Here is a 13,777-nt window from a genome sequence, read left to right on the forward strand (position 1 = left end):
CTGGCGTTACCGGCCGGCGCGGGCGGGAACCCGGACGACTTGACGAGGGAGGATGCTCATGACGTCAGCTTCGGGGCCGGCCGCCGCGTGGCGGCCCGGCACACAGGGTGGCGATCTGCTGCCGTCCGGCCCGGCCGGCCGTCCGTCGGCACCGTCCGGTGACGGGCACGGACCGGAGACCGGCCCGCCCACCGTGACGATCGGCTCGTATCCGGACTATCCGGCCGCACAGCGGTTGGTCGACTATCTCGCCGACAACCGCTTCCCGGTGGAGCACAGTGCGATCGTCGGGACCAACCTCACGCTGGTGGAGACGGTGCTCGGGCGGATGACCACCGGTCGGTCCGCCCTGCTCGGCGCCGGCACCGGCGCCTGGTTCGGGCTCTTCATCGGCCTGCTGTTCGGCATCTTCACCGTGGGCAACTGGCTGGCGGTGATCCTGGTCGGGCTGGTCATCGGCGCGATCTGGGGTGCGGTGTTCGGCGCGGTCGCGCACGCGATGACCGGCGGGCAGCGGGACTTCACCTCGGCCAGTTCGCTCCGCGCCGGCCAGTACGCGGTGATCGTCGACGCGCAGCTCGCCGACCAGGCCCGGCAGCTGCTGGGTCGGATGCAGATGTCCGGTTCGGCGACGGACGCCGGCTGAGAGCGGTTCGAACGGCCGTCCCGGCAGCACGCCGGGGCGGCCGTTCAGTCGTGGTACGCCAGCTCGCCGGCCCGCAGCGGCACGTCGAGCCGGTTCTCGGGCGGCGCCAACGGACACGCCCAGCGGTCGTCGTACGCGCAGCTCGGGTTGTAGAGATAGTTGGCGTCCAGCCGGACCCGGTCGCCGGGCAGCAGCTCGACGCCCCGGCCGAAGGTGCCCTTCACCGTGTCGGTGAGGTACCGACCTCCGCCGTAGGTGTCCTGTCCGCAGGTCCCGTCGCGCAGCGGCACGAACAGCCCGCCCCCGTACGCCTCGATCCACCACAGGGTCAGCGGCCCCCACGACGTCTGCGCGACCGCGACCCGCCGGTACGCGACCACCCCGTCCGGGCCGCCGGTGTCGATCCGCAGCTCGCCGCTGGCCGGGCGCAGGGGTGCTTCCACCACGGCGGCCGGGTTGGGCGGAAAGTAGCGCACTCCGGTGAAGCCGGGTCGCTCCGCCGCCGGGATCGGGCTCTGCGGGTGGGTGGCGAAGAGCTGATCACGGCCGGCGCGGAACCCGGCCAGGTCGACGTCGGACAGGTACAGCCGGGCTATCCGTTCCCGCCAGTCGGCCAGCTCCAGTTCGTCCACGCCGTCGAGCCTAGGCGGTCGCCGTCCGTCACCGAGCGGTCTCCGCACCGGTGCTCCCCGTGAACGGCCAGTTGCTGAGGACCGCGTCGAGAGCGTCCAGCGTTCGAGCCCAGGAGGCGTCCGTCGTCCGGGGGGTGTGCCGGAAGCCGCCGGTCTTCTCCAGGCTCACGAATCCGTGGAACGTGCTGTGCATCATCCGTACCGCGTCGGTCTGGTCGGGTTCGGAGAGCCGGTAGCCACGCAGGATCGCTCGCGTCATCTCCGCGTGCCGGACGCCGGCGCTCGCGGCGGCCGTCTCCGGGTCGAGGTCGATCTGCATCGCGGCGTACCGGCCCGGGTGCCGCGTCGCGTAGTCCCGGTACGCGTTGGCGAAGGCCACCAACGCGTCCTTGCCCGCGCGGCCGGCGAGGGCGGCGGCGACCCGGTCGGCAAGTTCCGCGAGCGCCAGCAGCGCCACCCTTACCCGCAGGTCGTGTGCGTTCCTGATGTGGAAGTACAGGCTCGCGTCCTTGACGCCGAAGCGCCGGGCGAGCGCGGCGACGGTCACGTTCTCCATGCCGATCTCGTCGGCCAGCTCGGCCGCGGCCAGGGTCAGACGCTCGGCGGTCACCCCCGCACGTGCCATGCCGCACACTCCCAACCTAGTCGTGTTATTTGCTTGCCTAGGAGAGCTAGGCTACTACCTATGCTAGCGATAACTGAGCGCGCCATCCGCGCGTCCTTCGTCAACTGCACCCAGGGCGAGGCGAAGCGGCTGGCCGTACCGAACGATCTCGAAGTGCGACCGTGGGACGACCTCGACTTCTTCGGGTGGCGGGACGGCGCCGCCCCGCAGCGGGCCTACCTGGTCGCCGAGTCCGACAGCGGGTTGGTCGGGGTGGCGTTGCGGGTGGCCCCGCACACCGGGCGCGCCCGGCGCAGCATGTGCTCGCTGTGCCTGACCACGCACACCGGGTACGGCGTCGCGCTGATGACGGCCCGCAGAGCAGGCCGGGACGGGCGGCAGGGCAACTCCGTCGGCGTTTACATCTGCTCCGACCTGGCCTGCTCGTACTACCTGCGGGGCAAGAAGGACGCCGGGCGCCGCCTGGACGAGACGATCACCCTGGAGGAGAAGATCGACCGCACGACGACCACCCTCGGCGCGTTCCTGCGGAGGGTGATCGAGTGAGCCGCCGTCCACCGAGGGCCTATCGGTCGGTGGACAGGCGGGCGTGCAGGTGCTCGTCGTGGCGGCGGCCGTCGCCGTACCGGTACGACTCGCGCAGCGTCCCTTCCGCGAGGTAGCCGGCCCGGTGGGCGACCCGGCAGGACGCCTGGTTGGCCACCGCGTGGCACAGCTCCACCCGGTGCAGCCCGAGGTCGGCGAACGCCCAGTCGGTGAGCCGGACGACCGCCCGCACCGCCACCCCGCGCCCGCGCGCCGCCGGCACCGTCCAGTAGCCGATGGACGCGTCGCCGTGGTGGATGTGGTACACGGACACCGAGCCCAGCAGTTCCCCGCCGACCGCGGCCGTTACCGCCATCGAGGCGTGGTCGCCGCCGGACCAGTCGGCCCGGTGGCGTACCCACGACAGGGCGGCCTCGTCGTCGATCGGGCCGCCGCGGTGTGGGTTCCATTGGGCGATGGCCGGGTCGCGCAGGGCGTCGCGCACCGAGGGGGCGTCCGCGTCCCGCCACGGGCGCAGCAACAGGTCGGCGGCGGTGAGCTCCACGTGTTCCACGAGGGCGGAGTCTGGCACATCACCCGCCGGCTCCACCGCCGGACCACCGACGACTCCTTTCAAAGCTGTACGAGCGCTGTACCAGGGCGGCGTGGACGTGATCCAGACGACGCTCAAGGGCACTAGTTAAATTTTGAAAGAGTGCTATCGTCGTGGACGTGACAGAGAGCCTGGACAGCACCCGAGAGGCCGCCTGGCGCGCCTACATCGAGGCCAGCCAGCGCCTCTACACCCAGCTGGAAGACGACCTTCGGGCCGACAGCGATCTCAGCTTCGCCGACTACCACGTGCTGGTCCTGCTCTCCGAGGCACCGGGGCAGCGGCTGCGGATGGGTGAGCTGGCCGGCCGACTCGTCTTCTCACCCAGCCGGTTGACGTACCAGATCTCCTCAATGCAACGCCGCGGCCTGGTCAGCAAGGAGCCCTGCCCGGACGACCGACGGGGCAGCGAGGCGGTGCTCACCGCCGCCGGGCTGCTCGCTCTACGGGAAGCCGCGCCGCACCATCTGGCGTCGGTGCGCACCCACCTGATGGACGACCTCGACGACGCCGAGGTCGCCTGCCTCACCCGGGTCTTCGGCCGGCTCGGCGACCGCCTACGGGCGGCCCGGGCCACGTCGACCACCCACGCCACGAACTAGGAGCCTTCGATGCCCGCGATCACCGTTGAGAACGTCCTCGTCCTGCCCCGCCTGCCGCAGCTCGACGAGTCCGCCAAGATCCGCCCGGTCCGCACGGTGACCACCGCGCCCAGCGGCTTCGAGGGCGAGGGCTTCCCGGTCCGCCGGGCCTTCGCGGGGGTGCCGACGACCGACCTGGACCCGTTCATCCACCTCGACCAGATGGGTGAGGTGGACTACGCGCCGGGCGAGCCGAAGGGCACCCCCTGGCACCCGCACCGTGGCTTCGAGACCGTCACCTACATCATCGACGGCGTCTTCGACCACCAGGACTCGCACGGTGGCGGCGGCACCATCACCGACGGCGACACCCAGTGGATGACCGCCGGCAGTGGACTGCTGCACATCGAGGCCCCGCCGGAGCACCTCGTGATGAGCGGTGGGCTCTTCCACGGCACCCAACTCTGGGTCAACCTGCCCCGCGCGGCCAAAATGAACCCGCCGCGCTACCAGGACATCCGGGGCCGGGAGTCGGCGCTGCTCACGACAGCCGACGGCGGTGCGCTGATCCGGGTCATCGCCGGTGAGGTGGCCGGGCACCGCGGCCCGGGCTCCACCTTCACCCCGATCACCATCACGCACGTCACCGTGCAGCCGGGAGCGCAGGTCGACCTGCCGTGGCAGCCGGAGTTCAACGCCCTGGTGTACGTGCTCGGCGGGCGCGGCACCGTCGGCGCCGACCGTCGGCCGGTACGGACCGGGCAGCTCGCGGTGCACGGTCCGGGCGACGCGCTGCGCTTCAGCGCGGACACCACGCAGGACAGCAACACCCCTGCACTGGACCTCTACATCATGGGTGGCCAGCCGATCCGGGAGCCGGTGGCACAGTACGGCCCGTTCGTGATGAACACCCGGGACGAGCTGGTCCAGGCGTTCGAGGACTACCAGGCCGGTCGGCTCGGCGTGATTCCCACCGAGCGGCTGCCGCACACCGGCGGCCAGGGCGCCCGGCCCTGACCACGTCAACCGCTGAGATCGGCGCCGGCGCCCCCGTACACCCGGGGCGCCGGCGCCGCCTCAGGAGACGGCGAAAATCCCAGCCACGCCGAGAATCACCATGAGCAACACCGCTACCAACGCCCCCCGTTCGCTCTCCACCGCCGGCTCGCGGTACTCGGTCACGGGGTTCGTCGTCTCGCGGGGCATGGTGTGGCCTCCTCGGTTGTTGTCGCGTCGGCCAGGTCGCCGGTCTGCCGGCCCTGGCGTGCGGACCCGGGTCGGGGGTCCTACGGTGAGGACGTTGCCGACCTCCGGGGGGCTGGACGTTGCCGTTGCAGGACTGGTTCCTCACCGCGCAGGAACGGGCCAACCCAATCTCTGGGTTACCCGTCTGGGCCAGCGGAAACCTCGCCGAGCCACTAATTCACGGTGCGGCGTACTTCGACCGGCTGGTCGACGAGGTGGAGGCGCTGACGGCCGGCGACCACCTCTTCTTCACCGACTGGCGGGGCGATCCGGACCAGCGGCTACGCCCGGACGGCCCGACCGTGGCCCAGCTCTTCGCCCAGGCCGCGCAGCGCGGGGTGGTGGTCAAGGGGCTGATCTGGCGCTCGCACCTCGACGCGCTGGCCTACAGCGAAGCGGAGAACCGCGACCTCAGCGAGGTGATCTCCGCGGCCGGTGGGGAGGTGCTGCTCGACCAGCGGGTCCGCCGTGGCGGCTCGCACCACCAGAAGCTGGTGGTGCTGCGGCATCCGAGCGCCCCGGAACGGGACATCGCGTTCGCCGGCGGAATCGACCTGTGCCACAGCCGGCGGGACGACGCCGGGCACCACGGCGACCCGCAGCCGGTGCGGATGTCTCCCCGGTACGGCCCCAACCCGCCCTGGCACGACGTGCAGCTCGCGGTGCGCGGCCCGGTGGTCGGTGCACTGGACACCGTGTTCCGGGAGCGCTGGACCGACCCGATGCCGCTGGACTCGGAGAACCCGACGGCCTACCTGCGGGACCGACTGCGCGGCGCGGACCTGCGCCCCGACCCGCTGCCCGAGCAGCCGGCCGACCCGCAGCCCTGCGGTCCGCACCAGATCCAGGTGCTGCGCACCTACCCCGCCGTCCGACCGCGCTACTCCTTCGCGCCGCACGGCGAACGGTCCGTGGCCCGGGGCTACACCAAGGCGGTACGCCGTGCCCGCCGGCTCATCTACCTGGAGGACCAGTACCTCTGGTCGAGCGAGGTGGCGGACCTGTTCGCGCACGCCCTGCGTGACAACCCGGAGCTGCACCTGATCGCCGTGGTGCCCCGGCACCCGGACGTGGACGGCAGGCTCGCGCTGCCACCGAACACGGTCGGCCGTGAGCAGGCGTTGTCGCTGTGCGAGCGGGCAGCGCCGGACCGGGTGCACGTGTTCGACGTGGAGAACCACGCCGGCGACCCGGTCTACGTGCACGCGAAGATCTGCGTGGTCGACGACGTCTGGGCCAGCGTGGGCAGCGACAACTTCAACCGCCGCTCGTGGACGCACGACAGCGAGTTGTCCTGTGCGGTGCTCGACGACACCCGCGACCAGCGGGAGCCCACCGACCCGGCCGGGCAGGGCGACGGGGCACGGGTCTTCGCCCGGGAGTTGCGGCTGCGGCTCTGGCGCGAACACCTGGACCGCGACCCGGGCGGCGCGGACGACGCCGACCTGCTGGACCCCACCGACGCCGTCGCGGCCGTCACGGCCGCTGCCGACGCGCTGCAACGGTGGTACGACGGCGGCCAGGTGGGCACCCGTCCTCCCGGCCGGTTACGCCCGCATCGTCCCGATCGACTTCCCTGGTACACCCGCATTTGGGCGTTGCCGGTGTACCGGCTGGTCTACGACCCGGACGGCAGGCCGCTGCGGGCCAGGTTGGCCGGCACATGGTGAGCCGGCCGGGCCGTCGCCGGTGGCGGGCCGCTCGCGCCCGGATACACGCTCAGCCCGCCGGGGTAGGCGAACGAGGAGCGTGGCGAGTAGTAGCCGAAGCCGATGGTCAGCGGGTTGGCCGGCCGTAGCGCGTACATCGGGTGGCCGGGCTCCAGGAACTCGACCGACTCGATCTCGAACGGTGCGACCGGCTCCGCCACGAACGGGTAGACGGCGCTGAGCAGTTGACCGTCGCGGCGGGTGAAGTAGCGGTGGTGCCCGCTGTTGATCACATGGCCGGTCTCGCCGACCTGGCAGCGGGCCCGGATCAGCGGCGCCCCGTCGGCCTCGGTCACCGAGACCAGGTGGCCGCCGCGCACCTCGATACTGGTGCGGCCGGTGATCGCCGGGGCGCCGCGCGCGGCGGCGTATTCCCGGACCGTGCGGCTGGATGCCACGTAGTGGGTCCACCAGCCGCCGGGGCTGAGGCCGCCGGGGGCGTCCACGCCGGTCAGCGAGACGCCGAGGTAGGTCAGCGAGTAGGCGCCGAAGCCGGAGGTCTGCGTCTCGTCGTCGACGATGTACTGGTTGAGGAACACCTGCCGGTCCGGGCGGGGCCGCAGGCCGGCCGGGACCAGAGCGGCCACCGCGTCCGGATCCGCCGGCAACCAGCTGAAGTAGAGCGTGCGACTGTTCACGACTAGCTGGGGAGCGGCTGGATCGAGCACGGTGCCTCCGAACCGGGTATGTAGAGGCGACGTTACGGCCAGTCCCACCGGCGGGACAACGACGGATAGTAGACACCTCGGCCCAGATGTCGGATTTTATGTTGACCGCTCGGCCGGCTGCCGTGGGCCGACCGGTCAGGCCGGCGCGGGGTGGCCGGGCGGCCGAGCAATGGGTGCCGCAACCCGCAAGAGACCTCACAACAGCCAAAGCAGCCACCCATTTTGTATGTTTTACGACCTGAAACGGCTTAAGTACATCAGCCTTTCGGCTAGATTTTGGGGAGACGATCAGGTTAAGGTGAGTCCCGAACGGCCCATACGAAGCTAAACCAAAGCGTCACGTCTTTTTGTCCGCGGACGAGGTGCAGGGAGGACCACCCAATGACCGCGCCAACGATCAGCGAGCAGCCGAGTGCCACCGCCAAGAGCGTGAAGCTCGACCCGCGGACGCTCACCGACAGCGCCACGGATCTGCTCAACGCCATGGCCGCACTGCCGACCACCCACCCGTCGCGCGCCGCGCTGCGGGACCGGGCGATCGAGGCCTGGCTGCCGCTGGCCAACCACCTCGCCCACCGCTACAGCGGGCGGGGCGAGCCCACCGACGATCTGGCACAGACCGCCGCGGTCGGCCTGATCAAGGCCATCGACAAGTTCGACCCGTCCCGCGGCGTCGACTTCGCCGGGTACGCCATCCCCACGATCATCGGCGAGCTCAAGCGGCACTTCCGCGACCGCACCTGGGACATCCGGGTGCCCCGCCGGCTCCAGGAGCTGCGGCTGTCCATCTCCGACGCCAACAGCTCACTCCTGCAGACCCTCGGCCGCTCGCCGACGGTCGCCGACATCGCCACCCACCTCGGGCTCACCGAGGAAGAGGTGCTGGAGGGTCTGGAAGGCGCCCGGGCATACAACGCGGTGTCGCTGTCCACCCCGACCGGCGACGGCGAGCGCGCCACCGAGCTGGGCGACATGCTCGGCGGCGAGGACGCGGAGTTCGAGCTGGCTGAGCTGCGGGTCGCCCTGGGCCCGGCGCTGGCCACGCTCGACGAGCGGGAGCAGAAGATCCTCACCCTGCGGTTCTACGGCAACCTGACGCAGTCGCAGATCGCCGAGCAGATCGGCGTCTCGCAGATGCACGTCTCCCGGCTGCTGGCCCGGGCGCTCACCAAGCTGCGTGGCCAGCTCGACGGCACGTACTAAGCGGTTCCGATCGAGGGCCGGGTCCGCGGACCCGGCCCTCGATCGCGCGTACGAACTGTCACGCGAGCATTACAGCACGTCAGCTCTGCGCACCGGGCGGCAGCGCCCGGCCGGTCCCGTCAGCGGCTCACCGGCTCCCGCCACATCGGCCAGAACGGCGTGCCATCGGGCACCCGGAACGGCTCGCCGGCCCGGTAGGCGTGCTGCGCGTACAGGTCCCGACTACGCGGGCTGCTCGCCTCCAGGTAACCGGGCATCCCGTTGGCGTCCAGCCAGGCGTGGTGGTGCTCCAGCAGCGCGGTGCCCAGCCCCTGCCCCTGCCGGTCCGGCTGGACCGCCAGGAAGGCCAGATGGTGGTGGTCCGGATGCGGGTGGTTCGCCGCGAACAACTCGTCGAGATGCTCGAACCGGTCGGTCCACTCACCGCAGGCGGCGGCGAGCCGGGCGTCGTAGTCGGGCGGCGGCGGAGCCGAGTCGCCGACCGAGGGGAACCAGACCGCGACCGCGGCCCGGTCCGCGCTGGCATACACCAGACCGTGCCGCATCGCGTGCTCGACCAGGATCTCGAAGTTCCCGGCCAGCACGGCCTCCCGCTTGCTCGCGTCCGGCACCAGCCAGCGGGTCACCTCCAGGACGGTGAACGCCTGCGCGGTCCGGCCGGCCACCAGCGCGGTGTCTTCGGGACCGAGCCGCTCGATGGCCACGCTCATCGCGGCGCCTCCGAGCCGGCCGGTGCCGGCGACTGCTCCACCGGCTGCACGGCGGCCGCGGCGCTCTCCGCGCCGAGGCCGATCCGGGCGTACGTGTCCGGACGGCTGCCGCGCAGCACCAGCGCCCAGCCGACGCCCAACGCGGCCGCCACCGGGTACACCGCGGGCAGCGCCCAGCGCAGGGAGGAGTCCGGCGCGACGCCGAGCAGGTTGGCGAAGTTCGACACGGCCAGCCAGATGATCACAAAGAGCGCGATGGTGGCCAGCCCGGGTGCGATGACCCGCCGCCAGAACGTCTCCCCGCCACCGGAGCGGAGGAAGTAGGCGATCACGGCCACCGAGGTGGTGGCGATCAGCAGCAGCACACCGAACCCGCCGGTGGTGCCGCCCCAGAAGAACAGCTTGACCACCGGGTCCCAGCCGTTGACCGCGTACAGCAGGATGACCAGCAGGCCGAGGACGCTCTGCGCCAGCGAGGCGGCCCGCGGCGCGCCGCTGCGCGGCGAGGTCTGCCCGAACACCGCCGGCAGCACCCGCTCCCGGCCGAGCGCGAAGGTGTAGCGGGCCGTGGTGTTGTGGAACGAGATCATCGCGGCCAGCACCGAGGTCAGGAAGAGCGCCTGGCCGATGGTGACCGCGGTGTCGCCGAGCTGCGCACCGGCCAGGTTGAAGATCAGCCCGACGCTCTGCTCACCGGCCTCGGCCACGATCCGGTCCGGTCCGACGGCGACCGTCATGGTCCAGGAGGAGAGCGCGTACAGCCCGGCGATGATCGCGACCGAGAGGTACGTCGCCAGCGGCACCGTGCGCTTCGGGTCCTTGCTCTCCTCGCTGAAGACCACCGCGGACTCGAAGCCGACGAAGCCGAGGATGGCCAGCACCAGCACCGCGCCCAATCCGGGCACGAAGAGGTTGTCCGGCGACAACGCGGCGAAGCTGACCTGGCCGTCGGCCGGGTTGCCCAGCTGCCCCAGGTCGAAGATCAGGATCACCACGATCTCGGCGACCAGCAGCGCCGCCAGCACCAGGCCGTTGATGTCCACCCGGAGCAGGCCGAGCAGGCCGACCAGCGCCCACGCCACCAGGGCGACGATCGACCAGTGCGGGTGCCCACCGAAGATCCGGTCGAGCACCGGCTCGGCGGCGACGCCGATGGTGCCGTAGAGCCCGACCTGAAGCGCGTTGTACGCGATCAGCGCCACCCAGGCGGCGCCCACGCCGGCCGGCCGGCCCAGGCCACGGGAGATGTAGGCGTAGAAGGCGCCGGCGTTCTCCACCCGGCGGGACATCGCCACGTAGCCCACCGAGAACAGGGCGAGCACCGCGGCGACCACCAGGAAGGCCAGCGGGATGCCGGTCACCCCGATGACGCCGTAGCCGGTGGTGACGACACCGGCCACCACCGTCAGTGGCGCCGCGGCGGAGAGCACGAAGAAGATCACCGAGGGGACGCCGAGGCGGCCTCGGGCAAGGGCTTCGGAAACGTTGCTGGGTCGGTCGACTGTCGATGTCGGGGGCATACGACTACTCCGGTTGTCGAGGGGAGGGTGGGGGTTACCGGGGAATCATGGGACGCCACGAAGCACGGCGGCGCCGACCGCGGCCTCGGTGTGCCCGACGAGTTCCTTCAGGGGCGCCGGCAGCGCGGGGAGGAGGACGTTCAGCCGGTGGTGGGCACGGGGGCCGGCGCTCCACAGCACCTCACGGGTCAGCCCGGCGGCCACCACCAGGCCGAGCAGCAGGGCGTCCGGCACGCTCGGCGGGTCCGGCCGGTCCAGCAGGGCCCGCAGCCGGGTGGCCGGCCAGGCCACCGCGTTGAGGTCGACCGGCAGGTAGCTGACCGAGGTGCGCAGCAGCCGGCGGCTCTCCTGGCGGCGCAGCATGCCGGCCCGGGCCAGCCGCTCCCCCACCGAGGTCGTCGCGCTCTGCGCCAGGAAGCTGAGCCAGGTACGCACCGCCTGGTGCTGGGACTCGCCGATCAACTGGTCGAGCACGGTGTGCGCCAGCGCGTCGCCCGGCGGGCGCCGGTCGATGACGGTGACGTGCCCGCCGGAGACGGTGATGTGTCCATACAGGATCAGCTCGCCGAGCAGCCCGCCGGCCAGGCCGAGCCCGGTCGCGGCCGGGTGGAGTTTTGCCTTGCCGCGACTGTCGTTGTGAGCGATCAGGAAAAACTCGTCGGCGATGAGCAAACGGTCCTCCCGCACGGGTGTGTCCACAGTGATCGCGACCGGCAAAGGATGCACCGACAGCTACCGCAATGCAACTCCCAGATTTGAAAGTTGCACTCCGTGCAGGTCCGACCTGCGGATCTTGTCGTGACAGACTCGGAGGGTGACCGCCACCCCCGCCGTCCCACTCGCCGCCAGCCCGACCGTGCGCCGTCGACGCATCGCCCGGGAGCTGCGCCAGCTCCGCGAACGCGCGGGCATGACCCTCGATGTGGCGGCCCGCCAGCTCGACATGTCCAAGAGCAACCTCTCCCGGATCGAGACCGCGCAGATCGGCATCAAGCCGCGCGACGTCCGAGCGGCGCTCGCGCTCTACCAGGTGACCGGAGCCGACGCCGAGGCGCTGATCGAGATCGCCCGGAGCGCACAGCAGCGGGGCTGGTGGCAGAACTACAGCGACGTGCTGCCCGAGTGGTTCGAGTTCTACGTCGGGCTGGAGGCCGAGGCGGCGGCGCTGCGCACGTACGAGGCCGAGTCCGTGCCGGGGCTGTTGCAGACCGAGGCGTACGCCCGGGAGATCTACCGGCGCACCGCGGGCGAGGACGGCGTGGAGCGCAAGGTGGCGGCACGGCTGCACCGGCAGGAGGTGCTGCGCCGCGACGACCCGGTCCAGTTGTCGGTGGTGCTCAATGAGGCGGTGCTCCTGCGCCCGGTCGGCGGCAACGCCGTGATGGCCGAACAGGTGGTCCACATGACCCGGATCGCGCAACTACCGAACGTGACAATCCAGGTACTTCCATTCGCGGCCGGCGGGCATCCCGCGATGAGCACCCCGTACGTGATCCTCAACTTCGCCGACGCCGCCGACGCGTCCGTAGTTTACCTGGATAACCTCACGATGGGCCTGGCGCTGGAGGATGCCGACCAGGTGCTCGGGTATAGCCTGCTGCATGAGGAGCTGTGCCGCTTGGCGCTCGATCCGGCGGCGTCGCTGACCCGTCTTGAGCAGGCTTCTCGTAACTTTGCGTGACCGCGTCTGCGGCACGCCGACGCAGACGAGAGGTATCGCGGATGACGGCGCACGACCTGACCCGGGCGGACTGGCGGACCAGCACGCGCAGCAGCGGCAACGGCAACTGCGTGGAGGTCGCGACAGCCGACGGTCAGGTCGCCGTCCGGGACAGCAAGGACCGGCCCGGCCCGGTGCTCACCTTCGACGCGCCGGCCTGGCGCGCGTTCCTGCACGGCGTCGGCGAGGTCCGCCGCAGCTGAGCCGCCGGGGCCGGTGCGAGACTGGGCCGTGCTCTCCGACGTAACCCTGGACCTGCCGGTACGCCCGGTGCTGCCGGCGCTGGTCGCGGCACTCGACGCGGCCGGCGCCGGTGTCCTGGTGGCCCCACCGGGCACCGGTAAGACGACCCTCGCCCCGCTGGCCGTGGCCGACCGGGTCAGCGGGCGGGTCGTGATCGCGCAACCCCGCCGGGTGGCCGCGCGGGCCGCCGCCCGCCGGATGGCCGAGCTGCTCGGCGAGCGGGTGGGCGACCGGGTCGGCTACGCGGTACGCGGCGAGCGCCAGGTCAGCCGTGCCACCCGGGTGGAGGTGGTCACCACCGGCCTGCTGGTCCGCCGGCTGCACCACGACCCGGAGCTGCCCGGCACGGGCGCCGTGCTGCTCGACGAGTGCCACGAGCGGCAACTCGACGCCGACCTCGCGCTGGCCTTCGCGGTGGAGGCCCGGGCCACCCTCCGGCCGGACCTGTGGCTGCTGGCAATGTCCGCCACCCCGGACACGGACCGGTTCGCCGCGCTGCTCGGCGGACCCGATCCGGCCCCGGTCGTCCGGGCCGAGTCGGCGCTGCACCCGGTGCAGCGGATCTGGGCACCGCCGGCACGGCCGATCGCCCCGCCCGGGGGCGGGCCGGTGGACCGGGCCCTGCTCGACCATGTGGCGGCCACCGTCCGACGGGCGCTGCGCGAGCGCGACGGCGACGTGCTGGTCTTTCTGCCCGGGGCCGGCGAGATCGCGGCGGTCACCGGCCGACTGGCCGACCTGCGGGACACCGTCGCGCTGCTGCCGCTGCACGGCCGACAGCGCGGCAGCGAGCAGGACGCGGCCCTGCGCCCGGCTGATCGACGCCGGGTGGTGCTGGCCACCGCGTTGGCCGAGACCAGCCTGACCGTGCCGGGCGTGCGGGTGGTGGTGGACGCCGGGCTGTCCCGGGTGCCCCGCACCGACCTGGCCCGTGGGCTCGGCGCGTTGATCACCGTGCCGGTCTCCCGGGCCGCCGCCACCCAGCGGGCCGGCCGGGCCGGCCGGGAGGCCCCCGGGGCCGTCTACCGCTGCTGGTCCGCGGCGCCGCCGCCTTCACCACCGCCAACCTCAACCAGTACGAGGCGGTCGTCTTCCTCAACACCACCGGCGACGTGCTCAACGCCAGCCAGCAGACGG

General features: G+C 71.9%; 17 protein-coding genes. 9 read left to right on the top strand and 8 right to left on the bottom strand.

Translation table 11 applies throughout. The features are described from left to right. The first annotated feature begins 58 nt into the window (after positions 1 to 58). On the top strand, positions 59 to 646 hold the full coding sequence (locus ACWD6N_RS11050) for a general stress protein (RefSeq protein ID WP_387325824.1): 588 nt from the start codon (positions 59 to 61) through the stop codon (positions 644 to 646). Between the two features lie 44 nt (positions 647 to 690). Here ACWD6N_RS11050 and ACWD6N_RS11055 read toward each other — a convergent pair whose 3' ends face one another. Further along, a complete protein-coding gene (locus ACWD6N_RS11055) occupies positions 691 to 1,278 on the bottom strand; it encodes a DUF1684 domain-containing protein (RefSeq protein WP_354964100.1) in 588 nt (195 codons plus the stop codon). Positions 1,279 to 1,306: 28 nt separating this feature from the next. Beyond that, positions 1,307 to 1,903, bottom strand: coding sequence for a TetR/AcrR family transcriptional regulator (locus ACWD6N_RS11060; RefSeq protein WP_387325827.1), 597 nt, complete (start codon positions 1,901 to 1,903; stop codon positions 1,307 to 1,309). A 60-nt stretch (positions 1,904 to 1,963) separates the two neighbouring features. On the opposite strand from ACWD6N_RS11060, the gene ACWD6N_RS11065 reads away from it, so the two are divergent. Further along, positions 1,964 to 2,449 (top strand): FBP domain-containing protein, encoded by a 486-nt coding sequence (locus tag ACWD6N_RS11065; protein ID WP_387325830.1) that lies wholly within the window; start codon positions 1,964 to 1,966, stop codon positions 2,447 to 2,449. A 19-nt stretch (positions 2,450 to 2,468) separates the two neighbouring features. Here ACWD6N_RS11065 and ACWD6N_RS11070 read toward each other — a convergent pair whose 3' ends face one another. Further along, positions 2,469 to 3,002 carry a GNAT family N-acetyltransferase gene (locus tag ACWD6N_RS11070; protein WP_354964097.1) on the bottom strand — a complete coding sequence of 178 codons (534 nt, stop codon included), beginning with the start codon at positions 3,000 to 3,002 and terminating at the stop codon, positions 2,469 to 2,471. Positions 3,003 to 3,160: 158 nt separating this feature from the next. Between ACWD6N_RS11070 and ACWD6N_RS11075 the strand changes: the two genes are divergently transcribed. Both ACWD6N_RS11075 and ACWD6N_RS11080 read left to right on the top strand, forming a co-directional pair. Beyond that, positions 3,161 to 3,643, top strand: a complete 483-nt coding sequence (locus tag ACWD6N_RS11075; RefSeq protein ID WP_354964096.1) for a MarR family winged helix-turn-helix transcriptional regulator — start codon at positions 3,161 to 3,163, stop codon at positions 3,641 to 3,643. A 9-nt stretch (positions 3,644 to 3,652) separates the two neighbouring features. Next, entirely contained in the window at positions 3,653 to 4,639 is a 987-nt protein-coding gene (locus ACWD6N_RS11080) for a pirin family protein (RefSeq protein WP_354964095.1), read from the top strand. A gap of 60 nt (positions 4,640 to 4,699) precedes the next feature. Here ACWD6N_RS11080 and ACWD6N_RS11085 read toward each other — a convergent pair whose 3' ends face one another. Next, the gene (locus ACWD6N_RS11085; protein ID WP_255787601.1) at positions 4,700 to 4,828 is read right to left on the bottom strand and encodes a hypothetical protein; all 129 of its coding nucleotides are present in this window, start codon (positions 4,826 to 4,828) and stop codon (positions 4,700 to 4,702) included. Positions 4,829 to 4,947: 119 nt separating this feature from the next. Here ACWD6N_RS11085 and ACWD6N_RS11090 point away from each other — a divergent pair, with 119 nt between their 5' ends. Next, positions 4,948 to 6,537 carry a phospholipase D family protein gene (locus tag ACWD6N_RS11090; protein ID WP_354964094.1) on the top strand — a complete coding sequence of 530 codons (1,590 nt, stop codon included), beginning with the start codon at positions 4,948 to 4,950 and terminating at the stop codon, positions 6,535 to 6,537. Here the strand turns inward: ACWD6N_RS11090 and ACWD6N_RS11095 are convergent. Beyond that, the gene (locus tag ACWD6N_RS11095) at positions 6,486 to 7,214 is read right to left on the bottom strand and encodes an acetoacetate decarboxylase family protein (protein ID WP_354964093.1); all 729 of its coding nucleotides are present in this window, start codon (positions 7,212 to 7,214) and stop codon (positions 6,486 to 6,488) included. The two genes, ACWD6N_RS11090 and ACWD6N_RS11095, sit on opposite strands and share 52 nt — an antisense overlap. Before the next feature lie 411 nt (positions 7,215 to 7,625). Between ACWD6N_RS11095 and ACWD6N_RS11100 the strand changes: the two genes are divergently transcribed. Beyond that, entirely contained in the window at positions 7,626 to 8,447 is an 822-nt protein-coding gene (locus ACWD6N_RS11100; protein WP_354964092.1) for a SigB/SigF/SigG family RNA polymerase sigma factor, read from the top strand. Between the two features lie 119 nt (positions 8,448 to 8,566). Here ACWD6N_RS11100 and ACWD6N_RS11105 read toward each other — a convergent pair whose 3' ends face one another. The 3 genes from ACWD6N_RS11105 to ACWD6N_RS11115 are packed head-to-tail and all read right to left on the bottom strand — an operon-like array spanning position 8,567 to position 11,364. Continuing rightward, positions 8,567 to 9,157 (bottom strand): GNAT family N-acetyltransferase, encoded by a 591-nt coding sequence (locus tag ACWD6N_RS11105; RefSeq protein ID WP_354964091.1) that lies wholly within the window; start codon positions 9,155 to 9,157, stop codon positions 8,567 to 8,569. Beyond that, the gene (locus tag ACWD6N_RS11110; RefSeq protein WP_354964090.1) at positions 9,154 to 10,677 is read right to left on the bottom strand and encodes an APC family permease; all 1,524 of its coding nucleotides are present in this window, start codon (positions 10,675 to 10,677) and stop codon (positions 9,154 to 9,156) included. Before ACWD6N_RS11110 ends, ACWD6N_RS11105 begins: the two co-directional genes overlap by 4 nt. Before the next feature lie 45 nt (positions 10,678 to 10,722). Further along, on the bottom strand, positions 10,723 to 11,364 hold the full coding sequence (locus ACWD6N_RS11115; protein ID WP_354964089.1) for a GOLPH3/VPS74 family protein: 642 nt from the start codon (positions 11,362 to 11,364) through the stop codon (positions 10,723 to 10,725). Positions 11,365 to 11,533: 169 nt separating this feature from the next. Here ACWD6N_RS11115 and ACWD6N_RS11120 point away from each other — a divergent pair, with 169 nt between their 5' ends. The 3 genes from ACWD6N_RS11120 to ACWD6N_RS11130 form a co-directional block, all read left to right on the top strand. Next, positions 11,534 to 12,358: a helix-turn-helix domain-containing protein gene (locus ACWD6N_RS11120; RefSeq protein ID WP_354964330.1), complete on the top strand. Its 825-nt coding sequence runs from the start codon at positions 11,534 to 11,536 to the stop codon at positions 12,356 to 12,358. A 41-nt stretch (positions 12,359 to 12,399) separates the two neighbouring features. Next, complete coding sequence (locus ACWD6N_RS11125; protein ID WP_387325837.1) at positions 12,400 to 12,600, top strand: DUF397 domain-containing protein; 201 nt, start codon at positions 12,400 to 12,402, stop codon at positions 12,598 to 12,600. A 28-nt stretch (positions 12,601 to 12,628) separates the two neighbouring features. Beyond that, positions 12,629 to 13,777 (top strand): helicase-related protein (locus ACWD6N_RS11130; protein WP_450004679.1); only part of this gene is annotated, 1,149 nt, incomplete at its 3' end.

Source organism: Micromonospora sp. NPDC005163, from assembly GCF_053599835.1.